Origin of the sequence: Microbacterium sp. LWH12-1.2 (assembly GCF_040675825.1) — a bacterium.
Taxonomy (GTDB): domain Bacteria; phylum Actinomycetota; class Actinomycetes; order Actinomycetales; family Microbacteriaceae; genus Microbacterium.
In genome coordinates, this window is record NZ_JBEGIJ010000001.1 from 956,591 (window position 1) to 980,831 (window position 24,241).

The window sequence follows — 24,241 nt, forward strand, 5'->3', positions numbered from 1 at the left end:
GCCGCTGACGATCCGGAAACCGAACCGGTCCGGACCGCAGGCATGCGTCTCAGCGCGCGGAAGCGCGGCCGGCCTGCCGCCCGGAGAACAAGCACCCGCCGAGGAATGTCCCTTCCAGAGCGCGGTATCCGTGCAGACCGCCACCGCCGAAGCCACTTGCCTCGCCGGCCGCGAAAAGTCCAGGGATCGGTGTGCCGTCATGGCCGAGGGCGCGTCCGTCGAGGTCCGTCTCGATCCCCCCGAGCGACTTCCGAGTCAGCACGTGCAGCTTGACAGCGATGAGAGGGCCGGCCGCCGGATCCTGCAGCCGATGCGGCGCCGCGGTGCGGATCAGCTTGTCCCCACGGTAGGCGCGCATCGAGCGGAGCATCCCGATCTGGGCGTCCTTCGTGAAGTCGTTCTCCATCTCCCGGTCTCTGGCGAGCACCTCCTGACGGACACGATCGATGTCGAGAGCGTCACCGCCGGGATGCCGTCGCATCTGTTCGAGCAGAGTCTCCAGGTCGTTCTCGACGATGAAGTCCTCGCCCTCGTCGAGGAACGCCTGCACAGGACCGGTCGGCCCCTTCGCGAGCCGTGACTTGAGCAGCAGCTTCACGTCTTTGCCCGTGAGGTCCGGGTTCTGCTCGCTCCCGGAGAGGGCGAACTCCTTCTCCACGATCTGCCGCGAGGTCACGAACCAGGAATGGTCGTATCCCGTCGTGCGCAGATGAGCCAGCGTTCCCAGTGTGTCGAAGCCGGGGAAGAGCGGTACGGGCAGGCGTGCTCCGGTCGCATCGAGCCACAGCGAGGACGGGCCGGGGAGGATCCGGATGCCGTGGGACGGCCACACCGGATTCCAGTTCGTGATCCCCTCCACGTAGTGCCACATCCGGTCCTCGTTGATGAGGTGCGCCCCGGCTGTCGCACTCACCTCGTGCATCGAACCGTCGACGTACGCGGGAACCCCGGTCAACATGCGGTCGGGCGGCGTGCCCAGTCGAGCCGGCCAGGCGGCGCGGACGAGATCGTGATTGCCGCCGATGCCGCCGGAGGAAACGATCGTCGCACCGGCAGCGATCTCGAAGTCGGCAACGATACCTCGCGACGAAGCGACGCCCCGAGCGATGTCGTCCGGTGCGAGAACACTGCCACGCGCACCCGTGACCGCCCCGTCCGTGACGACCAACTCGCTCACGCGGTGCCGGGGGAGTACGACGAGGCGGCCCTCGGCCTCGGCCCGTTCGACCCGCGCGAGGAAGGGGGCGACGATGCCGGGGCCGGTGCCCCACGTGATGTGGAAGCGGGGAACGGAGTTGCCGGGGCCGAGGGCGCCGTAGCCGCCGCGTTCGGCCCAGCCGACGACCGGGAAGAACGAGACACCGCGCTCGCGCAGCCATGCGCGCTTCTCCTCAGCGGCGAACTCGAGGTAGGCCTGCGCCCAGCGGCGCGGCCATTTGTCTTCCGGCCGGTCGAACGCGGCGTTTCCGAACCAGTCCTGTGCGGCGAGCTCGAGGGAGTCGCGGATGCCCATCCGGCGTTGTTCCGGGGAATCGATGAAGAACAATCCGCCGAACGACCACCAGGCCTGGCCGCCGATGTTCACGCGCGGTTCCTGATCGATGATGATCACGCGACGACCGGCATCGATCGCCTCGCAGGCGGCGACAAGCCCCGCCAGCCCCCAGCCGATGACGAGGACGTCGGCGGACAGGGAGGCGGGGTGGTGCGTCATGTGGTCTCCGTTGAATCCTGACGAGTTCGGGTTTCGAGTGTCGCGCGGCCATCCGATGCGGGACCGATGCCGGACGGCTCGAATGTGTTCACCATGGCATACGCCGCACGCTCGAGGTAGTCCCAGAGTGTGGATTCGTGCAGAGGCGACAACTTCGCCTCGTCCACGGCCGCGCGCATGTGCTTCAGCCAACGATCACGGGCGTCCGGATCGACGTGGAACGGCATGTGGCGCATGCGCAGACGCGGGTGCCCGCGGGTCTCACCGTACGTCGTCGGCCCACCCCAGTACTGCTCGAGGAAGAGCGTGAGTCGCTCGGCCGCCGGCCCCAGGTCCTCCTCGGGATACATCGGCTTCAGCACCGGATCATCGGCGACACCGCGATAGAACGCGGCGACGATCTTCGCGAAGGTGTCGTGGCCGCCGACCTCGTCGTAGAACGTCATTTCGTGTCCTTGGGCTTGGATGGCTCTGTCGTCGTGTCCTTCTTGCGCCAGATGCCGCGCGAGACCGTCGGTACACCGGTGACGGCGGTGGGACGCGTCGTCGGCGGATTGGCCCCGCGTACGCGCTGGGCTCCGTCGAGGCCGGTCGGGACGACGGCAGCCATGCTCGGGACGGCGATCTCCTTCTCGGAGAGCGCGGTGCGCAGGCGCTTGCGGAGCTCCTGCGAGACGTCGTCCTTCGCGTTCGCGCGCGCCTTGATCACGACGCGCACGACCAGCGCGTCGCCGCCGATCGACTCCAGGCCCCAGATCTCGGGCTTCTCCACGATGCGCGTGCGCCACTTGGGATCCTTGGCGAGACCCTGCGCCGTCTCGAGCATGGTCTGCTCGACTAGATCGAGGTCGGCATCGGTCGGGACGCCGAGGTCGATGATGGCCCGTGCCCACCCCTGCGACATGTTGCCGATCCGCAGCACCTCGCCGTTGCGCACGTACCAGAGCGTTCCGTTGACATCCCGAACCTGGGTGATGCGAACGCTGACGTACTCGACGACACCGCTGGCGAGGCCGAGGTCGACGACATCGCCGATGCCGATCTGATCCTCGGCGACGAGGAAGATACCGTTCAGCACATCCTTGACGATGTTCTGCGCGCCGAAGCCGAGGCCAGCGCCCACCGCAGCGGTGAGCAGAGTGAGGGAACCGAGCAGGCTCTGATCGAGAGCGTTCACGGTCAACACCAGAGCGATCACGACCAGCATCACGTTGACGATGTTCTGCAGGATGCTGCCGAGCGTGCGAGTGCGCTGCACGAGTCTCATGTCCGCGAGGGGCGATCGCTCGAGGGCTTGGGTGTCGTCGACTGCGGCCTTGCTCTTGGCGCTGTCGACGATGCGGTGGACGACGCGGCGGATCACCAGACGCAGCAGCAGGGCGATGACGACGCAACTGACGATGATCAGTGCGACGGTGAGCGCCTTACCGCCGATCTGGGCCAATACGGCGAGCACGTCGCCCCATCCGCCGAGGTCGGTCGGGGGAGCCGTTGGATCAGTCTCAAAAGGCATCAACATCACTCCCGATCCTACTGATCGGGCCTCTGCGCAGGCTGGAAGCGCTGCGGCAGAGGCCCGATTCGAGGCGAGAGGACTCAGTCGTCCGCGTCGCGCGCCTGAGCGGCCAGCGCCCGCTCGACGTCGGCGAGGTTCTCCAGAACCAGACGACGCAGCGCGGGCGCGGCATCCTGGTTCGCCGAGAGCCAGGCGCGGGTCGCATCACGGAGTTCGATGTTGCCCAGCGCCGTCGGGTAGAGCCCGGTGATGAGGTACTGAGCGATCTGGTAGCTGCGGGAGTCCCAGATCGGCAGCAGCATGTCGAAGTACGCCGGAACGAACTCGCCGAGCACGCCGACGCCCGCCGGGTGAACGAAACCGAGGGCCGCGGCGCGGACGATCGTGTTGGGTGCGTCATCGCGCTCGATGAGCGACGCCCATGCCGCCTTCTTCGACTCCGAATCCGGAAGCGAGGCACGAGCCTGAGCCGCGAACTCCGCACCCTTCGACGTGTTGTCTGCGGCGAGGGCGGCATCGATGGAGGCTGCGTCCGTGGCGCCGATGGAGGCGAGGCCGACGAGCAACTGCCAGTTGAGGTCGGCATCGATCTCGAGGCCGGGCAACGTCTCCTCACCCGCGCGCAGACGGCCGACGATACCGGCGTGCTCCGCGGTGACCAGCGCGTTCGCGAACGCTGTCACGAACTGCAGCTGGCTGTCGCTGCCGGCCTCGGCCGACTCGGCGAGCGCCCACAGGCCGTCGGCGACCTTCTGGCGGGCCGCGGTGCGGTCTGCAGGTGCGACATAGAGGTTCGCAGCGGTGCGCAGCTGCGCGAGTGTGGTGCGCACGGTGGTCGACTCGGTCTCGCGGCCGATGTTGCCGAGGACCAGATCGATGTAGTCCGACGCGGCGCTCTCGGCGTCGCGGGTCTGATCCCAGGCCGCGCCCCACACGAGCGAGCGTGCCAGGGGTGCGCTGATGTCCGCGAGATGAGCGATCGCGGTGGCGAGTGAACGCTCGTCGAGACGGATCTTCGCGTAGGCGAGGTCGTCGTCGTTGAGCAGCACCAGGTCGGGGCGCTTCAGGCCGTGCAGCTCCGGCACCTCGGTGCGATCGCCGTCGACGTCGACCTCGACGTAGTGGCTGCGCACGAGCGCGCCCTCCTGCAGCGAGTAGAAGCCGATTCCCAGACGGTGCGGGCGAATGGTCGGGTAATCGGCCGGTGCGGTCTGCGTCACGGCGAACCGGGTGATCGTGCCGTCGGCGTCATCGGCGATGACCGGCTCGAGGGTGTTGACTCCGGCGGTCTCCAGCCACTTCTTCGACCACGAGCTGAGTTCGCGGCCGCTGGTGGCTTCGAGTTCGACCAGCAGGTCGCTCAATTCGGTGTTGCCCCACGAGTGCTTCTGGAAGTACTGCGAGACACCGGCGAAGAACGCCTCGATGCCCACCCAGGCGGCGAGCTGCTTGAGAACCGACCCGCCCTTGGCGTAGGTGATGCCGTCGAAATTGACCTGCACGTCTTCGAGGTCGTTGATCTCGGCGACGATCGGATGCGTCGACGGGAGCTGGTCCTGCCGGTACGCCCAGGTCTTCTCCATCGCGTTGAAGGTCGTCCACGCTTCGGTCCACTCCGTGGCCTCGGCCGTGGCGATGGTCGATGCCCACTCGGCGAACGACTCGTTCAACCAGAGGCCGTTCCACCACTTCATGGTGACGAGATCGCCGAACCACATGTGCGCGAGCTCATGCAGGATCGTGACGACGCGGCGCTCCTTGACGGCATCCGTCACCTTGCTGCGGAAGACGTAGGACTCCGTGAACGTCACGGCTCCCGCGTTCTCCATCGCGCCGGCGTTGAACTCCGGGACGAAGAGCTGGTCGTACTTGGCGAACGGGTACGGAACGCCGAACTTCGACTCGAAGTACTCGAAGCCCTGACGGGTCTTGTCGAAGATGTAGTCGGCATCGAGGTGCTGCCAGAGGCTCTTGCGGCCGTAGACGCCGAGCGGGATGACCTCGCCGGAAGAGCTGGTGAGCTCGGAGAACGTCGACTCGTAAGGACCGGCGACCAGCGCGGTGATGTACGAGGAGATGCGCGGCGTGGGCTCGAACCCCCAGGTGGCGACACTCTCGGAGCCGGTGGAGCCGTCGTGGATGATCGGCTCGGGCGTGGGGGAGTTGGAGACGACCTTCCACGCGGCGGGAGCCGTGATCGTGAACTGGAACGTGGCCTTGAGGTCGGGCTGCTCGAACACCGCGAACACGCGTCGCGAATCCGGTACCTCGAACTGCGAGTAGAGGTAGACCTCCTGGTCGACCGGGTCGACGAAGCGGTGCAGGCCCTCGCCGGTGTTCGTGTACTCGCAGTCGGCGTCGACGACGAGCACGTTCTCGGCCTGCAGGCCGGCCAGCGCGATGCGGGAGTCGGCGAACACCTCATCCGGATCGAGCAGTTCGCCGTTGAGCGAGATCTCGCGCACCTCGCGGGCGATGAGGTCGATGAATGTGAAGCTCTCCGGCGTCGCGGTGAAGCGCACGACGCTCCGGGAACCGAAGACCTCAGCACCCTTCGTCAGATCGAGTGCGACCTCGTACGACTGCGTGTCGATGACGTCGCGGCGCTCCTGCGCTTCGATGCGGGTGAGGTTCTCTCCAGGCACAGCTGTACTCCCAGGGGTGAGGGGATGTCACCGCAATGAGACGCGGCTGGCGTCGACGGCAACCATGACAGCCTACGCCAGGAGCCGCGCCGGGCGAGCGATGAGGGGATACCCATAGGTTTCGAGTGGAAGGATGGGACGGTGACTGCGATCGATTCGGATGCCGTTCCCTATGCCTCTGCCGCCGCTGCCGGTGGCGCCCCCTACGTGACGAGCCCCGTCGCGTACGACGGCATCCTGCTCGCCGGATTCGGCGGACCCGAGGGGCAGGAGGATGTGATTCCCTTCCTCCGCAACGTGACGCGAGGACGGGGCATCCCGGATGAACGCCTCGAGGAGGTCGCGCACCATTACCGTCACTTCGGCGGCGTGAGCCCGATCAATGGCCAGAATCGCGCTCTGAAGCAGGCGCTGGAGGCGGAACTGGCCGAGCGCGGCGTCGATCTGCCTGTCTACTGGGGTAACCGCAACTGGGCTCCGTACCTGGGTGACGCTGTCACCGAAGCCGCCGCGCAGGGAGACAACACCCTGCTCGCCTTCGCCACCAGCGCCTACAGCTCGTTCTCGAGCTGTAGGCAGTACCGCGAAGATTTCGCGCAGGTCTTGGAGGAGACCGGACTCGGTGGGACCGTCACGGTCGACAAGATTCGTCCGTTCTACGACCACCCCGGCTTCGTCGCGGCTTTCGAGACGGGCGTGCGCACCGCTGTCGAGGCCTTCCTCGCCGATGGCATCCCGGCTGACGCGATCCAGGTTCTTTTCTCCACGCACAGCATCCCGACCGCCGACGCGCAGCGCTCCGGCCCACGCGACGTCGATTTCGGGCCGGGCGGCGCCTATGCGGCCCAGCATGAGGCCGTCGCGGAGTGGGTCATGGATCGCGTCGCGCACGTTCTCCCCACTGCGGCCGATGTGTCCTGGGAACTCGTCTATCAGTCGCGCTCCGGGCCCGCGAGCCAGCCGTGGCTGGAGCCGGACGTCTGCGACGTGATCGGAGAACTTCCCGCTCGTGGGCGCACGGCCGTCGTCGTGGTGCCGGTGGGCTTCATGAGCGACCACATGGAGGTGCTGTGGGACCTCGATACCGAGGCCGCGGAGGTCGCATCGGATGCCGGATTGGCCTTCGTACGCACCCCGACCCCCGGTGTCTCCGCGTCGTTCGTCGCCGGGATCGTCGATCTCATCCAGGAGCGGCTCGAGGGGCGAGCAGCATCCGAGCGGGAGCACGTGACCGCCCTCGGGCCGAGCTTCGACGTCTGCCGTCCCGGGTGCTGCGAGAACGTGCGTGCCGGATTCAAACCGGCCGCCGCAGGTCTCGCTCCCTGATCCCACCGGTCGGGCCCGCCGACTTCTAGGATGGAACCCATGCGCATCCACATCGCCACCGACCATGCCGGTCTCGATTTCTCCACCCAGTTGCAGGAGCACCTGCGCTCCGCCGGCCACGACGTCATCGATCACGGGCCGATCGAGTATGACGCGGTGGACGACTACCCGGCGTTCTGCATCCGTGCCGCACAGGCTGTCGTGGCCGACCAGGCTGCCGGAGTCGAGGCTCTGGGCGTGGTGTTCGGCGGATCCGGCAATGGCGAGCAGATCGCGGCGAACAAGGTGCAGGGCATCCGCGCTGCCCTCGTCTGGAACCTCTCCACCGCCGAGCTCGCCCGCGAGCACAATGATGCGAACGTGATCGCGATCGGCGCCCGCCAGCACACCTTCGACGAAGTGACGAGCTTCATCGACCGATTCATCATGACGCCGTTCACCGACGAAGAGCGTCACGTGCGCCGTATCGCGCAGATCGCGGACTACGAGCGCGACGGATCGCTGCTGCCGGACCCCAGGGCCTGAGATGCCCGAAGGGCATTCCGTCCACCGCATCGCTCGACAGTTCGATCGCAACTTCATCGGCAAGCCGATCTCGGCGTCCAGCCCGCAGGGCCGCTTCGCCGAAGGCGCAGCGGTTCTCGATGGGCGTGAGGCAGTGAGCGTCCAGGCCGTCGGCAAGCAGATGTTCCTCGAATTCGAGGGCGACGTGTGGCTGCGGGTTCATCTCGGTCTCTACGGCGCCTGGGATTTCGCGGGAGACATCCTCGTCGATCCGACGATCGCCTCGGCGAACGGGCGAATGGGGCAGACCAACCAGCGCGGCACAGATCTCGAAGCCGTGATCCTGGACGACGCGGGGGAGAACTCGCTGTCCTCGATCGGTGCGCCCCGGCGCACCCGGGTGCGCGTGCGGATGTCCGAGCAGACCAAGGGTCTTGCCGACGAAGGCATCGAGTGGCCGCCGCCGGTCGTCGGGCAGGTGCGATTGCGGCTGATGACCGACATCACGGCCGCAGATCTGCGCGGTCCGACTGCATGCGTGTTGCAGACCCCCGAGGAGATGCTCACCACCGTCGCGAAGCTCGGACCCGACCCGCTCGTCGGCGATCCGATCGCGAATGAGGAGCGGTTCGTTCGCACGGTGCGGAAGAAGCAGACCGTGATCGCGCTGCTGCTGATGGATCAGTCGGTGGTCAGCGGCATCGGCAACGTCTACCGTGCGGAGATGCTGTTCCGAGAGCGGCTGAACCCCCACACTCCTGGTCGTGATGTTCCGGAGGACACGATCCGTGCACTGTGGCGCGACTGGGTGAGTCTCCTCGCGATCGGCGTGGAGACCGGTCAGATGATGACCATGGACGATCTGGACCCGGTGCAGTATCGAGCGGCGATGGCGAGTCGGGATGATCGACACTGGGTGTATCACCGCGCAGGTCTGCCCTGCCGTATCTGCGGCACCGAGATCGCCCTCGAGGAGATCGGCGCGCGCAAACTGTACTGGTGTCCGCGCTGCCAGGCCTGACCAAGCCTGTCCCGCTTGTCTCGGCCGTAGGCTGAGAGGATGCGTCAGAATCCCAGTTTCACGCTCGCCGATATCGCAGAGATCCGTCGTGTGATCGACGGGAATCCGTGGGCGACGATCGTCAGCGCAGCTCCGGATGGCCTCGTCGCCTCACACTATGTCGTCCTGCTCGATGAGGATCGCGACGACCTCACGATCGTGGGACACGTCGGCCGCCCGGACGACCTGATCCACGGCATGGGAGAGCGCGAGTTGCTGGTCATGTTCCAGGGCCCGCATGGGTACATCTCTCCTGGATGGTACGGGGGCGCCCAAGCAGTGCCGACGTGGAACTACACCGCGGTGCATCTCGCAGGCATCCCTGAGATCCTCAACGCGGACGAGAACCTTGCCGTGCTCGACCGGCTGGTTGACCGGTTCGAAGGCCGGATGCCGGAACCGCGGCGCATGTGGGAGCGGCCCAACGACGAGGCCTTCGTCAACCGGATGGCGGCAGGGACAGTCGGCTTCCGGCTCACACCCACCAGGGTCGTTGCGAAGCGCAAGCTCAGTCAGAACAAGCCGGCCGAGACCATCGAGACCGTGATCGAGGCGCTCTCGGAGCAGGGCCCGTATGCGAATGCCGCGCTGGCCGCCGAGATGCGACGCGCCCAGGATGCGCGCACCGGAGTCCAGCTGTGACGGCACTCGGCGCGCACATCAGAGTGGTCAGGGGTGCACGTATCGCCGGCCCCGGACGCGAGTTTCTCCCGTCGGACGAGCCGGTCGACATCCACATCGACGGCGGGGTGATCTCCGACATCGCGCCGACAGGTGCTCTTCCCACCAGCGGTGATGTGCTCGAGGCGGACGGCAGCTGGGTCGTGCCGGGCCTCTGGGACAACCACGTGCACACCGTGCAATGGGCGCTGGCCGCCGAGCGCGAGAGCCTGGGCGAAGTGTCGTCGGCGTCCGAGGCCGCGGTGCGTATGGCATCGGTGGCGGCACTGCCTGACGGGCGTCGTGTCGGCAGCGGATTCCGGGACGCCCTGTGGGCAGACGATCCCACGCTCGACCTGCTCGACTCCCGCACCGGCGAGGTGCCGACGTATCTGATCAACGCGGATGTGCACAGTGTCTGGCTGAACTCTGCGGCGCTCCGCCGGGAAGGTTTCACCAGCCCCGACGGAATTCTCCGCGAGGAGGACGCGTTCGAGATCTCTCGACGCCTCAACGCGGCGGATCCGGAGCGGGGTGATCGTGCGGTGCGACTGGCGGGGGAGCAGGCCGCAGCGCGTGGTGTCACGGGGCTGGTCGATTTCGACATGGCCTGGAACGCCGACGCCTGGCCGCGCCGGATCGCGGCCGGCTTCGCGGCGCATCGCGTGGAGTTCGCGATCTACCCGTTCGACCTGGAACGCGCGGTGGCGGCCGGGCTCCGCACCGGAGACCTCCGTCAGACAGCGGATGCCACCGTCGACGGCGCCGGGCTCGTGCGAGTGGGTTCTCTGAAGGTCATCACCGACGGCTCTCTCGGAACGCGCACAGCAGCATGCTCTCATCCGTATGCCGGCGATGCGGGCAACTTCGGCGTCCTCAACGTCGAGCCCGGCGAACTCGTCGACCTTCTCATCCGAGCAGCGGGCGCAGGACTCTCTGCCGCGGTGCACGCCATCGGTGACCGGGCGACCACGACGGCGCTCGACGCCTTCACTCTTTCCGGCGCGAGCGGCACGATCGAGCATGCTCAGCTGGTGAGGCACGCAGATCTTGCACGCTTCGCCCGCCTCGGCGTGATCGCGAGCGTGCAACCGCAGCACGCACTCGACGACCGCGATCTCGTGGATGGCCTCTGGGCCGAGCAGACAGCGATCGGCTATCCGCTCGCCGCTCTGCGCAACGCCGGGGTCGAACTGCGATTCGGGTCCGACGCGCCGGTGGCGCCGCTCGACCCTTGGCAGGCGATCGCCGCCGCCGTGACGCGTACCGAGGGCGACCGTGCGCCGTGGCACCCGGAAGAGAGCCTCAGCGTCGACGACGCGCTGCAGGCGAGTGTGCGTTCCTCGTTGCGCCCCGGAGAACCTGCCGACCTCGTGCTCTGCGGCTACGCCCCCCAGACCGCTTCGGCCGAGGTTCTGCGGCAGATGCCCGTGTTCGCGACGGTGCTCGCGGGCCGGATCACTCACCTGAACTGACGCATGCAGCAGGGAGGGTACCCGGGACGAATCCCGGGTACCCTCCCTTGCCTTGAGTGGTGCTTATGCCGCGATGTGCGAGACGAGGAACCAACGGTCCTTCTCGAGACCACGCATGATCTCGATCGCGACGTCCTGGCTGGTGAGGTCGACCTCATCGAGACCATCGATCGCGGCCTTGACGTCGACGAGGATGGCGTCGATGTCCGAGATCACGGCGCGGACCAGCTCGTCGGACTGGGTGAAGCCGGCGGGGACCGAGGTCGTGCCGGCCTTCTCGGCGACCGTGCTCAGTCGAGCGTCGATCGGGAGGCCGAGAGCGACGATGCGCTCCGCGGCGGTGTCGGCGAAGTCGCCGGCGTGGGCGACGATGGTGTCGAGCAGCTCGTGCACGCCGACGAAGTTGGCGCCGCGGACGTGCCAGTGCGCCTGCTTGCCGTTCACGGTGAGGGCTTCGAGACCCAGCACCACGGGCGAGAGGAACTGGGCTGCGGCAGCTGCCACGGTCGGGTCGCTGGCGGTGGTGGAAACAGTCTGTGCCTTGCTCATTGTGCGCTCCTTGACATGGCTTCTTCGTACCTGATGAAGACAACGCTACTCAGCCTCAGACATTCCGCAAGCAAGCTGAGGCTCCGCTTACCGGCCCGGAATCACGCGGGATTCCGGGTCACCGAGGGTAGTCTCGCCTCATGAGTATCGCACCAGGAGCATCCGTTCTCGCCCTGCCGGGCCGCACTCCGTCGATCGCCGACGCGACCTTCGTCGCCGAGGGCGCGCGCATCGTCGGCGACGTTTCACTCGCGGCCGGCGTGAGCGTCTGGTACAACGCCGTTCTGCGTGGCGATTCAGCCGGAATCGCGATCGGTGCGGGCAGCAACGTGCAGGACAACGTCTCGGTGCACGTCGACGCCGGTCACCCCGTCGTGATCGGCGAAAAGGTCTCGATCGGCCACAACGCTGTGGTGCACGGATGCACGATCGGAGACGGTTCTCTGATCGGGATGGGAGCGGTCGTGCTCAGCGGCGCGGTGATCGGCGCCGGATGCCTCATCGCCGGTGGCGCTGTCGTGCTCGGTGGCACCGAGATCCCGGACGGGTCGTTGGTGGCCGGTGTACCAGCGAAGGTACGACGCGTCCTCAGCGACGAGGAGCGAGCCGGGCTCCTCGCCAACGCCGACATCTATCTTTCGCATCTGCAGACGCACAGCGAGGCCACTCCGGTTTGACTCCGGCGACGATGCAGAGTCAGCACTAGGCTGGATGCATACGGGGCGGTGGCCAAGCTGGTCAAGGCAGTGGGCTCATAACCCAACGATCGCGGGTTCAAGTCCCGCCCGCCCCACCATCGACTTCTCGGCTTCGCCGTACGTTGCGCGCGTGATATCAAGCACCTGCCGAGCGCTGTCAAGCCCCTTCCGGTCTCCGCGTCCGCCCCCGAATGTGGAGGTCCGCGGCACAGCGCCGCAAGAAGTGGAGGACATCATGAGCATTGGCACCGGAGTAGTACTCTTCGTGATCGGCGCGATCCTCGTGTTCGCCGTCAACGTGGAGGTCGAGTACGTCGATCTCGACATGATCGGGTACATCCTCATGGGAGCGGGCGTCGTCGTCTTCATCGTCGGAATCGTGCTGCTCGCTCGCCGTCGTCGTTCCGAAGCGGTGACGCACACCAGCGTCGATCCTGCGACGGGACAGCCGACATCACGCCGCACGGTCACGTCTACCAACGACGACGTCGTCTGAGGCCGACGGGCGGAAGCAGGAACGACGTTCTTGCTTCCGCCTGCCGTTGGCGTTCTAGCCGCGGATCGGCCAGGCGCCGTCCAGTGCGCTCTCCGGGTCAAGGCGGCCGATGCTGACGAAGTACTCGGTCAGGCTCGCCGCCTGCGACCGCGCCCAACCGATCTGGCGGGTGTGCAGTTCGTGCGGCGTGTCCGGCATCTCGAACTGTCGGCCGAGCGCCTGAGCGACGCGCCCGGCAGCGATGGCGTCTGCGGATGCCTCATGGGCGCTGTCCAAGGGCACCGCGTAATGGGCCGCGACGACTTCGAGCGTGCGCTTACCGCGCCGGTATCGGTCAAAAGCCTTGTCGATCACGAGCGGATCGATGATCGGCGTCGGATCCACCAGCGGGGCAACGCCGTGGCGGAGCGCCTCATGCGTCAGCAGGGAGAAATCGTACGAGGCGTTGTACGCGACGATCGGAATGCCCTGTGCCAAGAGCGCACGCAGGGCAGCAGTTATCTCGGCAACGACGTCGCGGGCGGGGCGCCCCTCTCGCCTCGCGTGCTCTGTCGTCACACCGTGGATCGCAGCGGCGCCATCCGGAATCGGAATACCGGGGTCGGCCATCCACGATCGGGCCGCGATCTCATGGCCCTTCGCATCCAGCACGCCGACGTAGGCGGTGACGATGCGATCCGCTGTGACGTCGACTCCCGTGGTCTCCAAGTCGAAGACGCCGACGCGGGTGAGCCAGGGCGGGAGAGGGGACGCGGGGGCCATGGACTCACGGTAGAGCGGGCCGCAGACATTGCCAGGAAGGCGCACGGCCACTCCGTAGACTCGAAGGATGACTGTGCCCTCGCCGTACGCCGACCGTCTGAACCGACTTCCGGTGCAGCGGCTCGAAGCGACGGTACGCGGGGGCACCACGGCGTACTGGGTGTACGGCCCCGCCGACGCCGAGACCACGGTGATCGCCGTGCATGGTTTCCGCGGCGAGCATCACGGGCTCGAACCCGTGCTCGCCTACCTTCCCGAGATCCGCGTGATCGCCCCGGATCTTCCTGGTTTCGGGGAGACCGGCCCGATCCCGGGGCGCACGCACGATCTCGACGAGTACGCGGCGTGGCTGACTGAGTTCGCCGCTCAGGTCGCGCCCGGCGCGATCATCCTCGGTCACTCCTTCGGGTCGATCGTCACGTCTGCTGCCGTCGCCGGCGGGCTGGAGACGCCCCGGTTGATTCTGCTGAACCCGATCGGAGCGCCGGCGCTGGAAGGACCCAAGGGTCTGATGACGAGGCTTGCCGTGCTCTACTACGATCTCGGCGCCTGGCTCCCTGCCCGCCTCGGTACCGCGCTGCTGCGCAATCGTCTGATCGTCCGGGTGATGAGCATCTCGATGGCGAAGACGAAGGATGCTGCGCTCCGCCGTTTCATCCATGATCAGCACGACACGTACTTCTCCCGGTTCGCCGACCGCGACGTGCTGCGCGACGCATTCGTCGCGAGTGTCTCGCATGATGTGCGGGCGTTCGCGCCGGCGATCTCGGTGCCGACCCTGCTCGTCGCTGCTCAGCACGATGACATCACGCCCATCGAGGCCGAGCGCACGCTGGCGACCCTGTTCGACGACGCCTCACTCGTGGAGATCGCCGACGTCGGGCATCTCATCCACTACGAGACGCCGGCAGAGGCGGCCGGCGCGATCCGGCGTTTCCTCAAGGTTCCCGTCGAGCGAGGCCGATGAGTCCGGCGACCCGGAACGGGATGACCTCGCCCATCGCGAGGGACGTCTCGGTGCGCTCCACGCCTTCGATCGAGAGGATGCGCGCGTCGGTGTCGAACAGGTGCCGCGCGTCGCGGCACGCCACTCGGGCCAGCAGGTCGATCGAGCCGCTGAGGCCGTGCGCCTGCACGACCTCGGGGATGCGCGCGAGCTCGCTGATGATGCGGGGGAGCTCGGTCTGACGCACGCCGATGCTGACGAAAGCCTGCAACGGGAAGCCGAGCACGTCGGTGGAGAACGAGCGCTCGTAGGAGAGGAATATCCCGCTCTGCTCCAGCCGCGCCATTCGGGCCTGGATGGTGTTTCGAGAGAGGCCGAGACTCTCGGCGAGGGCGACGATCGTGATCCGTGGATCGTCGGCGAGCGCGGCGAGCAGCTCGAGGTCGATGCGGTCTAGTCCGGGCATAGTGCCAAACCTTAGCAGGGTGTGAACCGGCAGAATTGAGCAACATGCTCAAGAGCTTTTCCATTGCTTGAGCGAGGTGTTCAACGGTCGTACGCTCAGAGCATCCGGTGAAGACGCCGGGCCGCAGCGTTTGCGCCCCACAAGGGCCCGCTGAGACTTGGGAGGACGACGATGTCACCGCAGATCACGCCGATCGCCGACACCGCACAGGATCTGGAGCTCACTGAGCGCATCCTGACACCGGACGGCACTCGCATCTCGAACCCCCAGCTGGATGCATACGTCGCCGACGTCGATGCAGAACAGCTGCGGGCGCTGCACCGAGACATGATCATTCTTCGCCGCATCGACGCCGAGGGCGTCGCCCTGCAGCGCCAGGGGCAGCTCGGTCTCTGGGCGCCGTGCCAGGGTCAGGAGGCGACTCAGATCGGTACTGCCCGCGCGATCGCTCCGCAGGACTACATCTTCCCGAGCTACCGGGAGACCGGCGTGATCTACGCACGCGGTGCGGCCCCCGGCGACTACGTCCGGATGTGGCGTGGTGAGGAAGGCGCTGGCCACGACCCGTCTGGTCTGCGCGTCGCACCGTTGCAGATCATCATCGGCGCGCAGACCCTGCACGCGGTCGGCTACGCGCTCGGCATCAAGCACGACGGCGCCGACGAGGTCGCAGTGACCTACTTCGGCGACGGAGCCACCAGCCAGGGCGACGTGAACGAGGCGATGATCTTCGCCTCGTCGTACCAGGCTCCTGTCGTCTTCGTCTGCCAGAACAACCACTGGGCGATTTCCGAGCCGGTCGCGCTGCAGTCCCAGTATCCGATCGCCGGCCGAGCGCCGGGATTCGGAATCCCGAGCCTCCGTGTCGACGGCAACGATGTCCTGGCGTGCATGGCGGCGATGCGCTGGGCGCTCGCTCACGCCCGCGCCGGCAAGGGCCCTGCCTACATCGAAGCGGTCACCTACCGCATGGGCCCGCACACCACGGCGGACGACCCGACCCGCTACCGGGAGAGTGCCGAGCTGGATCAGTGGCGCCAGCGCGACCCGATCGCGCGCCTCGAGGCGCATCTGCGCGCAGCAGGCGAGCTCAGCGATGAGCATCTCGCCGAGACTCAGGCCGCGGCCGACGACGTGGCGCGGGACATGCGTGCGGCTTGCCTCGGCATGACGACGCGCCCGCCGCTCGCGGTGTTCGACGGCGTCTACGCCGAACCGCACACCGGGCTCGAGCGTCAGCGCGGCGAGTACGCCGCCTACCTCGCGACGTTCGACGGGGAGGTGTGACGATGACCGAGCTCACTCTGGGCAAGGCCCTCGGCGCCGGCCTGCGTCAGGCCATGCGCGACGACGACAAGGTTGTGCTCCTCGGTGAGGACATCGGCAAGCTGGGCGGCGTGTTCCGCATCACCGACGGTCTGCTCGACGAGTTCGGGGCGAAGCGCGTCATCGACACACCACTGGCGGAGTCCGGCATCGTCGGCACCGCCGTCGGTCTGGCGTTCCGCGGGTATCGCCCGGTCGTCGAGATCCAGTTCGACGGATTCGTCTACCCGGCGTTCGACCAGATCGTCGCTCAGGTCGCCAAGCTGCACTATCGCACGCAGGGCCGCGTGCGGATGCCGATCACCATCCGCATTCCGTGGGCGGGCGGCATCGGGGCGGCCGAGCACCACTCCGAGTCGCCGGAGGCCTACTTCGTGCACACGGCCGGGCTTCGCGTGATCGCCGTGTCCAACCCGGAGGACGCCTATCGCAGCCTCCGCCAGGCGATCGCCTCCGACGACCCGGTGATCTTCTTCGAGCCCAAGCGGCTCTATCACCACAAGGGGGAGGTCGACCTCGATGCCCCGCTCGCGGACGCACCTCCGATGGGCCTCGCCCGTGTGGTGCGTGAAGGCACCGATGCCACGCTCATCACCTACGGCGCCATGGTCTCCACCGCGCTGCAGGCGGCCGAGGCGGCCGAGGACGACGGCAACTCGATCGAGGTCATCGACCTGCGCTCTCTGTCGCCGATCGACTACGACTCCGTCGCTGCATCCGTGCGCAAGACCGGGCGCGTCGTCGTCGCTCACGAGGCATCGCGAGAAGCAGGAGTCGCCGCCGAAGTGATCGCCAGCATCACCGAGCGCTGCTTCGAATACCTGGAATCCGCACCCCTCAGGGTCACCGGCCACGACATCCCGTACCCGCCGGCCAAGCTGGAGAAGTACCACCTCCCGGATCTCGACCGGCTCCTCGATGCCGTCGACCGGGTTCTGGACCGTCCGAACAGCCTGACGGGGGCCGAAGCATGATCGCCGAGTTCCGACTTCCCGACCTCGGTGAAGGACTCACCGAGGCCGAGGTCGTGCAGTGGCTGGTCGCACCCGGCGACGCCGTCGCCTTGAACCAGACGCTCGCCGAGGTGGAGACGGCGAAGGCCGTGGTCGAGCTTCCGTCGCCCTATGCGGGAACGGTGTCTGCGCTGCATGCGGAGGCGGGGGAGACCGTCGCCGTTGGCGCTCCGCTGATCGAATTCGACGTGGTCGGTGAGGAGCCGTCAACGACGGATGCGCCTGCCCAGGACAAACCGCAGGAGAAGGCGCAGCCGAACCTCGTCGGTTACGGTGCAGCACCGTCGTCTTCCGGTCGCCCCGCTCGTCGAACCCGCCGCGCTTCGGCGGTGTCCGTCTCGGCCGACACCGCAGTGCTCGAAGCAGCCCCGCACGACGCCAGTCCCCGAGCGACCACGGAGCAGGTCCTCGAGCGCCCGCGCTCCACGCCCCCCGTGCGCGCTCACGCGAAGCGTCTGGGCATCGATCTCGTCCTGGTGGCTGCGGAGGTCGGCGATCGGGTGATCACCCGCCGCGACGTCGATGTCTACGCTGAGCGGGTCGGCGCTGCAACGGCCGTCGAAACTCCCGCTGCCGAAGCGATCGGGTTCGCGGCACCGCGGTCGGTCGGATCCTTCACCGACGCGGAGCGAGAGACGCGGATCCCGATCCGCGGGGTTCGTAAGCACACGGCCGCGGCCATGGTGCAGAGCGCCTTCACCGCGCCGCACGTGACGGTCTTCCACACGGTCGACGTCACGGCGACGATGGATCTGCTCGCGTCACTGCGCGAGGACCGCTCGCTCTCCGGTCATCGGATCGGCCCTCTCGCGATTATCGCGAAAGCCGTGTGCCTCGCGTTGGGGCGCACCCCGGGCTTGAACTCGAGTTGGGACGAAGCTGCGGCAGAGATCGTGCAGCACCACTTCGTCGACCTCGGCATCGCCGCAGCGACGGAGCGAGGGCTCATCGTCCCGAACATCCGAGACGCGGAACGGCTCACACTCGTCGAACTCGCCGATGCGTTGCGCTCCCTCGCGGAGACCGCGCGCGCCGGGAAGACGTCACCGGCGGAACTCGCCGGCGGGACCTTCTCGATCTCGAACATCGGCGTCTTCGGCGTCGATGCGGGCACTCCGATCCTGCCGCCGGGACAGTCCGGAATCCTCGCGGTCGGCGCGGTCCGCCGACAGCCGTGGGAGTACCGCGGCGAGATCGCGCTGCGCCAGATGATGACACTGAGCCTCTCCTTCGATCACCGTCTCGTGGACGGCGCGGAAGGGGCGCGATTCCTCAAGGATGTCGCCGACATCCTGGAGGAACCGGGGCGGGCGATGCTGCTCAGCTGACGATCTGTCAGAGGACGGCGTGCTCGAGCAGGCGCAGCGATCCGGGGGACGCCTCGAATCGGTGCACTGAGCCGTTGCGGAGCGGTTCGCCGTCCCGAGGCAGAGTGCCGCCCGAGACATGGTCGATCAGCGAACGGATCACGCCGCCGTGGGTCACGACGATGACGGACTCGGCGAGGGGCGCCGAGCGGCGACGCGCGTCCCTCGCGATCCGATGAAGCGCCGACATGGAGCGCTCGCAAACCTGGGCGAGCGACTCCGCACCAGGCACGTCGGAGAGCCAATCGCCGTAGGTCTGGATGTAGTCGGTGACCAGCATCCCCTCGCCCGCACCGAACTCCCGCTCCCGCATGTCGGGCACGAGCAGCGGCGCGTCGAGGCCGAGCTCCGCAGCGATGATCTGCGCGGTCTCGTGTGCGCGCACCAGAGGACTGGCATAGATCGTGTGGTGCGTTCCATCGGCGAGGAGCGCGGCCGCCGTGCGCGCATCGGCGCGTCCGGTGTCGTTCAGGGCGATGTCCGTGGTGCCCTGGATACGGCGGTCGAGGTTCCAATCGGTCTGACCGTGGCGGACGAGCGTGAGCAGGGTCACTTCAACAGCTCCTGGAGGGCAGGGAGCACATCGCTGGTGCCCGCGGCGATGGTGACATTCGCCCACGGGTCCGCGCGAGTCGGCTCTCGGTTGACGATGATCAGCGGAATGCCGCGGCGGCGAGCGCGTTCGATGAGACGCACGCCCGAGTTGACGACGAGCGAGGAGCCGGCCACGATCAGGGCGCTGCTGGCGCGCAGCAGCGACTCGGCGGCGCGGAACCGATCCGGCGGCACATACTCGCCGAAGAAGACGACGTCCGGTTTGAGCATCCCGTCGCACACCGTGCACGTCGGGATGACGAAGCCCGCGGTCGTCTCCGGCAGGACATCGCCGTCCGGGGCGAGCGCCACGTTCTCCGGCACCGCGATCCAAGGGTTGCGTTCTTCGATCTGCACAGCGACGTCACGACGGTCGAAGACCTGACCGCAGTGCAGACAGAAGACACGGCGCATCGTCCCGTGCACCTCGATGACGTGCGAGCTCCCGGCGCGCAGGTGCAGTCCGTCGACGTTCTGCGTGATCACGCCGCTGACGACGCCGGATGACTCCATCTCGGCGAGCGCGACATGGCCGGCGTTCGGTGCCGCATTCGCGAACGCGCGCCAGCCGAGATGCCCACCGACCCAGTACCGGCGGCGAGCAGCCTCATCGCCCAGGTAGGTCTGGATCGTCATGGGATCGCTGCCGGGACGTGCGCCCTCGCCACGATAAGCGGGAATGCCGGAATCCGTCGAGATGCCCGCTCCGGTGAGGAGTGCGATCCGGTGCCCGCGGAGCAGATCAGCGGATTCGACGAGGCGAGCTTGAAGCTCTTCGTCTGTCATCGCGCTCACGGCACCTCCTCGAGTGATTCTACGATGCCCGCGGGACGTGTCAGGCTGGACGCCTATGGAACTCGTGCACGTCGACACCGCGGACGACCCGCGCCTGGACGACTATCGATCGCTGACCGAGGTCGCTCTGCGCCGCGTTGTGGAGCCCGCGGGAGGCCTGTACATCGCGGAATCAGCGAAAGTCATCGCCCGCGCGTGCGCCGCGGGGCATCGTCCCCGGTCGGTCATGGTGCAGCAGCGTCGAGTCGACGAGATCCGGACGATCCTTGATGGTGCGCCGGTTCCGGTCTACGTGGTTCCGGACGACGTGGCGGAGAGCGTCACCGGGTTCGCCGTGCATCGAGGCGCGATCGCTTCGATGCACCGGCCCGTGCTCCCGTCTGTCTCCGAAGTCGTGAAAGACGCCTCCCTGGTTCTGATCCTGGACGACCTCGCGGATCACACGAATGTCGGCGCCGCCTTCCGCGCGGCCGCGGGGCTCGGAGCGGATGCCGTGCTCGTGTCTCCGCGGTGCAGCGATCCGCTGTACCGGCGAAGCGTACGAGTGAGCATGGGCACGGTGTTCCAGGTGCCGTGGACACGGCTCGGAGAATGGGATGCCGCGGCGGAGGAACTGCATGCAGCGGGTTTCGAGCTCGCGGCCCTCGCGCTGAGCGATGGCGCGGTGACGCTTGACGCGTATGCGGCGGATCGCCCGCCCCGGGTGGCGCTGGTGATGGGGTCCGAAGGCCACGGTCTTTCGGAGCGCGCGCTGGAGGTCGCGGATGCGGTCGTCACGATCCCGATGCGTGGGGGAGTGGATTCCCTCAACGTCGCTTCAGCGGCGGCGGTGGCGTTGTGGGCGCTGTCGCGCTGACGTTCTTGCCCCAACGAGGGGACTGCCGCAGACTCGGATGATGGAGTTCGCGGGAGTTCTGCCACCGGATGCACCGGATCCGTTCGCCCAGGCTGAAGCGAGGGTACGGGCGCTTCCGTTTCCGGTCTGGGGGCTCGGCGCGCAGTCTTCGCTCGAGGACGATCGCTCACCGGGTCTCGGAACTGTCGGGGGTTCCGGCGGACCCGGAGAGCTCGAGGTTGCGGTTGGGTACACCGTCTGGCGGAACCCGCAGGACCGTGACGATCCTGTCAATCTCGCCGAACTCGACGAGCAGACCCGCGCGGCTCTCGACGAGGTTCCGCCCTGGCCCCGGCCGGACTGGCTCGTCCGGGGGGCCGAGAAGATGCGCTATCCCCGCATCTGGGAGGCGGTGCGCACGACGTGGCGCCGAGATCCGACCCCTGAGGATCTCGGCAACCAGATCATCCACCATACGAACCACATTCTGATGAACCGATTCCGGGAAGAGCTCGGCATACCCGCCGGCCCACCTGGACCTTTCGAGACGACCGGGTGGCAGGTGACGCCGGCGGCGGTGAACACCGCGGCATCCGTCGTGGTCGACGGGACTCGAATCCCGTCCGTCGAGATCGACACAGACCCGTTCGTCTACGCGATCGGGGTCCGGATGGCCGACGACCTCGTCGTCACCGCGGTCATCCCACGCGAGTTCCTCCCGCTGATCGAGGTCTCACTCGCTCGGCGGGTCTGACGTCTAGTCGGCCTGCGGCCAGACGACCGGCGCGGGATCGGGTCGCTTGGCCCCGATGTTGTCCCCAGATGACTGGTGACGAATGCGCCGGAGCACCCACGGCACCAGGTGCTCGCGTGCCCAGCCGAGGTCTTCGGAGCGGGCCTCGCGCCAGGTGCGCATCGGGATGGCTTCCGGCTGCATGGCGGTGAGGTCGTTCGGGACGTTCAGGGCGCGCAGCGCCATCCGCGCCACTTCGTGGTGGCCGAGTGCGTTGTAGTGCAGGCGGTCGTCGTCGAAGAAACGCAGATCCTGAACGACCTTGAGCGCCCACTGATCGGCGATGATGCAGTCGTGCCGATCGGCGATCGCGCGCACGTTCTCGTTGTAGATCGCGACTTTTCCTCGGAACGGACGGAACACCGGCGTGAACCCCGTATCGATGCCGGTGAACAAGAGCACGGATGCGCCGGTCGAGGCGAGGCGCGCGACCGCGTCCTCGAGTTGGGCGGCGATGGCGTCCGGATCGGTGCCGGGCCGGATGACGTCGTTCCCGCCCGCACAGATCGACACGAGGTCTGGGCGCAGCGAGACGGCGGGCTCGATCTGGTCCGCGACGATCTGAGCGATCAGCTTCCCGCGCACCGCCAGGTTCGCGTAGGCGAAGTCGTCTACCTGCTGGGCGAGAACCGCGGCGACGCGGTCGGCCCAACCGCGGTGTCCGCCAGGGGCAGCAGGATCGGGGTCGCCGATTCCCTCGGTGAATGAATCCCCGACGGCGACGAAACGTCGCCACGGGTGGACCGTCTCGTTGTCGAGGGGTGAGGTCCGAGTCGAATCCTGGTCGGTCATCCAGCTCTCCTTCGCGAACGAACGCCGTCCGGCGGTGGCCACGGCGCAGTGACCGAGCCTACCTCGCACCGGAGCGCCGGGGGAGCGCGCGCGAGGAATGTCGGACACAGCGATTATCGTTGACTCGATGCTCTCTCCGTCTTTCCCCCAGCGCGCCCCGTGGGGGACGGCCGACAAGCTCCGCGCGTGGCAGCGGGAGGCGCTCGACGCGTATTTCCAGGCCGATCAGCGCGACTTCCTGGTGGCGGCGACACCGGGCGCCGGTAAGACGACCTTCGCACTCACGCTCGCCGTCGAGCTGCTGCGCATCGGTGAGGTCGACCGGATCATCGTCGTAGCGCCGACCGAGCATCTGAAGACCCAGTGGGCGGATGCCGCCGCTCGCGTCCACATCCGGCTCGACCCGCGGTTCAAGAACAGTCACTGGGCGCCGGCGCGGCATTACCACGGTGCGGTCGTCACGTACGCCCAGGTCGCGGCGAAGTCATCCGTGCACCGTCACCTCACCGAAGACGCCAAGACGCTGGTGATCCTCGACGAGGTGCATCACGGTGGCGACGCGCTGAGCTGGGGCGATGCCATTCGCGACGCCTACGGCCCGGCGCGGCGCCGTCTGCTGCTGTCCGGAACGCCGTTTCGCAGCGACACCGCGCCGATTCCGTTCGTCGACTACCTGCCGGACGAATCCGGCGCGCGCGTCTCCAGCACTGATTACCGCTACGGCTACGGACGCGCTCTCGCGGACGGCGTCGTGCGGCCTGTGCTGTTCCACATGTACGCGGGCAAGATGCGCTGGCGCACCAGCGCGGGCGACGAGATCGAGACGCATCTCGGCCAGGACAACACGAAGGATGTCACGTCGCAGGCGTGGCGGACGGCTCTGGACCCTGAGGGCGATTGGATGCCCGCGGTGCTGTCGGCTGCGGACCGCCGGCTCACCGAGATCCGCCATCACGTGCCGGATGCCGGGGGACTGGTCCTCGCCACCGACCAGACGGTGGCGCGGGCCTACGCGAAGATCCTGCACAGCATCACCCGTCAGCATCCGACGGTCGTCCTCTCCGACGACGCGACGGCCTCGGAGCGCATCGAGAAGTTCAGCGCGAGCACCGACCGCTGGATGGTCGCGGTGCGCATGGTCTCCGAGGGCGTGGATGTGCCCAGGCTCGCCGTCGGCGTGTACGCGACGTCTTCGTCGACGCCGCTGTTCTTCGCACAGGCGATCGGACGCTTCGTGCGTGCGCGGCGCCGAGGCGAGGCCGCGAGCGTGTTCCTTCCCAACGTCCCCGTGCTGATGGGCCTCGCCAACGAGATGGAGAAGCAGCGCGATCACGCGCTGGATCGCCAGAGCAAAGACGAGGACGGTCTCGACGACTCGCTCCTGGACAGTGCGAACCGCGAAGAAGACGCCTCAGACGCCCTGACGCAGGAGTTCAGCTACAAGGCGATCTCGTCGCTCGCCCACTTCGACCGTGTCGTCTTCGACGGCGACGAGTTCGGCCAGCTCGCCGAGCCCGGTACGCCCGAGGAGGAGGAGTTCATCGGATTCCCCGGCCTGCTCGAGCCGGAGCACGTGCACGAGCTGCTGATGCAGCGACAGGCGCGTCAATCACGGTTGCGCGAGACACGCGAAGCGAACACCGAACCCACCGCGACCTCCACGTTGCCCGCGCCGCTGCACCGCACCCTTCGAGAGCAGCGACAGTTGTTGAACAGCCTCGTCGGGCTCTACGCCCGCCAGGCCGGCGAACCGCACGGTGCGGTGCATGCCGAGCTTCGGCGCATCTGCGGCGGTCCCGCCGTCGCACAGGCGACCGTGACGCAATTGCAGTCACGGATCGATGTCCTTCGCAAACGCGTGCGGTCGTAGTTCCGGCCTCGAGCAGAGCCGTCCGCCGGCCCGTTCGGA

General features: G+C 67.5%; 24 protein-coding genes and 1 tRNA gene. 15 read left to right on the forward strand and 10 right to left on the reverse strand.

What is annotated here, in order from left to right; genetic code table 11:
• Positions 1–49: 49 nt before the first annotated feature.
• The 4 genes from MRBLWH12_RS04550 to pepN all read right to left on the reverse strand — a co-directional run bounded on the left by MRBLWH12_RS04550 (position 50) and on the right by pepN (position 5,875).
• A complete protein-coding gene (locus tag MRBLWH12_RS04550; RefSeq protein ID WP_363546570.1) occupies positions 50–1,714 on the reverse strand; it encodes an FAD-binding dehydrogenase in 1,665 nt (554 codons plus the stop codon).
• Positions 1,711–2,160: a globin gene (locus MRBLWH12_RS04555; RefSeq protein ID WP_341974908.1), complete on the reverse strand. Its 450-nt coding sequence runs from the start codon at positions 2,158–2,160 to the stop codon at positions 1,711–1,713. The genes MRBLWH12_RS04550 and MRBLWH12_RS04555 overlap by 4 nt, the downstream gene beginning before the upstream one ends.
• Positions 2,157–3,233, reverse strand: a complete 1,077-nt coding sequence (locus tag MRBLWH12_RS04560) for a mechanosensitive ion channel family protein (RefSeq protein WP_363546573.1) — start codon at positions 3,231–3,233, stop codon at positions 2,157–2,159. The genes MRBLWH12_RS04555 and MRBLWH12_RS04560 overlap by 4 nt, the downstream gene beginning before the upstream one ends.
• 77 nt (positions 3,234–3,310) lie before the next feature.
• The gene (gene pepN, locus MRBLWH12_RS04565; RefSeq protein ID WP_363546576.1) at positions 3,311–5,875 is read right to left on the reverse strand and encodes an aminopeptidase N; all 2,565 of its coding nucleotides are present in this window, start codon (positions 5,873–5,875) and stop codon (positions 3,311–3,313) included.
• Positions 5,876–6,016: 141 nt separating this feature from the next.
• Between pepN and MRBLWH12_RS04570 the strand changes: the two genes are divergently transcribed.
• From MRBLWH12_RS04570 to MRBLWH12_RS04590, 5 genes are read left to right on the forward strand one after another with little or no spacing between them, the layout of a single operon-like run.
• Positions 6,017–7,201 carry a ferrochelatase gene (locus tag MRBLWH12_RS04570; protein ID WP_363546579.1) on the forward strand — a complete coding sequence of 395 codons (1,185 nt, stop codon included), beginning with the start codon at positions 6,017–6,019 and terminating at the stop codon, positions 7,199–7,201.
• 39 nt (positions 7,202–7,240) lie between these two features.
• Positions 7,241–7,726 carry a ribose-5-phosphate isomerase gene (locus tag MRBLWH12_RS04575; protein WP_363546582.1) on the forward strand — a complete coding sequence of 162 codons (486 nt, stop codon included), beginning with the start codon at positions 7,241–7,243 and terminating at the stop codon, positions 7,724–7,726.
• Between the two features lies 1 nt (position 7,727).
• On the forward strand, positions 7,728–8,726 hold the full coding sequence (locus MRBLWH12_RS04580; RefSeq protein ID WP_363546585.1) for an Fpg/Nei family DNA glycosylase: 999 nt from the start codon (positions 7,728–7,730) through the stop codon (positions 8,724–8,726).
• A 39-nt stretch (positions 8,727–8,765) separates the two neighbouring features.
• Positions 8,766–9,407: an FMN-binding negative transcriptional regulator gene (locus tag MRBLWH12_RS04585; RefSeq protein ID WP_363546588.1), complete on the forward strand. Its 642-nt coding sequence runs from the start codon at positions 8,766–8,768 to the stop codon at positions 9,405–9,407.
• The gene (locus MRBLWH12_RS04590; RefSeq protein WP_363546591.1) at positions 9,404–10,900 is read left to right on the forward strand and encodes an amidohydrolase; all 1,497 of its coding nucleotides are present in this window, start codon (positions 9,404–9,406) and stop codon (positions 10,898–10,900) included. The genes MRBLWH12_RS04585 and MRBLWH12_RS04590 overlap by 4 nt, the downstream gene beginning before the upstream one ends.
• 63 nt (positions 10,901–10,963) lie before the next feature.
• Here the strand turns inward: MRBLWH12_RS04590 and MRBLWH12_RS04595 are convergent, their stop codons facing one another.
• A complete protein-coding gene (locus MRBLWH12_RS04595; RefSeq protein WP_363546594.1) occupies positions 10,964–11,449 on the reverse strand; it encodes a Dps family protein in 486 nt (161 codons plus the stop codon).
• A 140-nt stretch (positions 11,450–11,589) separates the two neighbouring features.
• Here MRBLWH12_RS04595 and MRBLWH12_RS04600 point away from each other — a divergent pair, with 140 nt between their 5' ends.
• From MRBLWH12_RS04600 to MRBLWH12_RS04610, 3 genes are all read left to right on the forward strand, one after another.
• A complete protein-coding gene (locus MRBLWH12_RS04600; protein WP_363546597.1) occupies positions 11,590–12,126 on the forward strand; it encodes a gamma carbonic anhydrase family protein in 537 nt (178 codons plus the stop codon).
• 42 nt (positions 12,127–12,168) lie between these two features.
• Positions 12,169–12,245 (forward strand) — tRNA-Ile (locus tag MRBLWH12_RS04605).
• Between the two features lie 137 nt (positions 12,246–12,382).
• Positions 12,383–12,643: a DUF6458 family protein gene (locus MRBLWH12_RS04610; RefSeq protein WP_341974899.1), complete on the forward strand. Its 261-nt coding sequence runs from the start codon at positions 12,383–12,385 to the stop codon at positions 12,641–12,643.
• Positions 12,644–12,697: 54 nt separating this feature from the next.
• Here MRBLWH12_RS04610 and MRBLWH12_RS04615 read toward each other — a convergent pair whose 3' ends face one another.
• Positions 12,698–13,405, reverse strand: a complete 708-nt coding sequence (locus tag MRBLWH12_RS04615) for an exonuclease domain-containing protein (protein WP_363546601.1) — start codon at positions 13,403–13,405, stop codon at positions 12,698–12,700.
• A 67-nt stretch (positions 13,406–13,472) separates the two neighbouring features.
• On the opposite strand from MRBLWH12_RS04615, the gene MRBLWH12_RS04620 reads away from it, so the two are divergent.
• Positions 13,473–14,372, forward strand: coding sequence for an alpha/beta fold hydrolase (locus tag MRBLWH12_RS04620; RefSeq protein ID WP_363546604.1), 900 nt, complete (start codon positions 13,473–13,475; stop codon positions 14,370–14,372).
• On the opposite strand, the gene MRBLWH12_RS04625 is transcribed toward MRBLWH12_RS04620, so the two are convergent.
• Positions 14,344–14,817, reverse strand: coding sequence for an Lrp/AsnC family transcriptional regulator (locus tag MRBLWH12_RS04625; RefSeq protein ID WP_341974896.1), 474 nt, complete (start codon positions 14,815–14,817; stop codon positions 14,344–14,346). The genes MRBLWH12_RS04620 and MRBLWH12_RS04625 overlap by 29 nt on opposite strands.
• A gap of 171 nt (positions 14,818–14,988) precedes the next feature.
• Here MRBLWH12_RS04625 and pdhA point away from each other — a divergent pair, with 171 nt between their 5' ends.
• The 3 genes from pdhA to MRBLWH12_RS04640 are packed head-to-tail and all read left to right on the forward strand — an operon-like array spanning position 14,989 to position 18,484.
• On the forward strand, positions 14,989–16,104 hold the full coding sequence (pdhA, locus tag MRBLWH12_RS04630; protein ID WP_341974895.1) for a pyruvate dehydrogenase (acetyl-transferring) E1 component subunit alpha: 1,116 nt from the start codon (positions 14,989–14,991) through the stop codon (positions 16,102–16,104).
• A gap of 2 nt (positions 16,105–16,106) precedes the next feature.
• The gene (locus MRBLWH12_RS04635; RefSeq protein ID WP_363546607.1) at positions 16,107–17,117 is read left to right on the forward strand and encodes an alpha-ketoacid dehydrogenase subunit beta; all 1,011 of its coding nucleotides are present in this window, start codon (positions 16,107–16,109) and stop codon (positions 17,115–17,117) included.
• A complete protein-coding gene (locus MRBLWH12_RS04640) occupies positions 17,114–18,484 on the forward strand; it encodes a dihydrolipoamide acetyltransferase family protein (protein WP_363546610.1) in 1,371 nt (456 codons plus the stop codon). Before MRBLWH12_RS04635 ends, MRBLWH12_RS04640 begins: the two co-directional genes overlap by 4 nt.
• Positions 18,485–18,491: 7 nt before the next feature.
• Here the strand turns inward: MRBLWH12_RS04640 and MRBLWH12_RS04645 are convergent, their stop codons facing one another.
• Both MRBLWH12_RS04645 and MRBLWH12_RS04650 read right to left on the reverse strand, forming a co-directional pair.
• The gene (locus MRBLWH12_RS04645; protein WP_363546613.1) at positions 18,492–19,076 is read right to left on the reverse strand and encodes a histidine phosphatase family protein; all 585 of its coding nucleotides are present in this window, start codon (positions 19,074–19,076) and stop codon (positions 18,492–18,494) included.
• The gene (locus MRBLWH12_RS04650) at positions 19,073–19,903 is read right to left on the reverse strand and encodes a Sir2 family NAD-dependent protein deacetylase (protein ID WP_363551302.1); all 831 of its coding nucleotides are present in this window, start codon (positions 19,901–19,903) and stop codon (positions 19,073–19,075) included. The genes MRBLWH12_RS04645 and MRBLWH12_RS04650 overlap by 4 nt, the downstream gene beginning before the upstream one ends.
• Before the next feature lie 64 nt (positions 19,904–19,967).
• Between MRBLWH12_RS04650 and MRBLWH12_RS04655 the strand changes: the two genes are divergently transcribed.
• On the forward strand, positions 19,968–20,768 hold the full coding sequence (locus MRBLWH12_RS04655; protein ID WP_363546615.1) for a TrmH family RNA methyltransferase: 801 nt from the start codon (positions 19,968–19,970) through the stop codon (positions 20,766–20,768).
• Positions 20,769–20,808: 40 nt separating this feature from the next.
• Entirely contained in the window at positions 20,809–21,501 is a 693-nt protein-coding gene (locus MRBLWH12_RS04660; RefSeq protein ID WP_363546618.1) for a hypothetical protein, read from the forward strand.
• 3 nt (positions 21,502–21,504) lie between these two features.
• On the opposite strand, the gene MRBLWH12_RS04665 is transcribed toward MRBLWH12_RS04660, so the two are convergent.
• Entirely contained in the window at positions 21,505–22,332 is an 828-nt protein-coding gene (locus MRBLWH12_RS04665) for an SGNH/GDSL hydrolase family protein (RefSeq protein WP_363546621.1), read from the reverse strand.
• Positions 22,333–22,459: 127 nt separating this feature from the next.
• On the opposite strand from MRBLWH12_RS04665, the gene MRBLWH12_RS04670 reads away from it, so the two are divergent.
• A complete protein-coding gene (locus MRBLWH12_RS04670) occupies positions 22,460–24,202 on the forward strand; it encodes a DEAD/DEAH box helicase (protein WP_341974888.1) in 1,743 nt (580 codons plus the stop codon).
• The last annotated feature ends 39 nt before the right edge of the window (positions 24,203–24,241 follow it).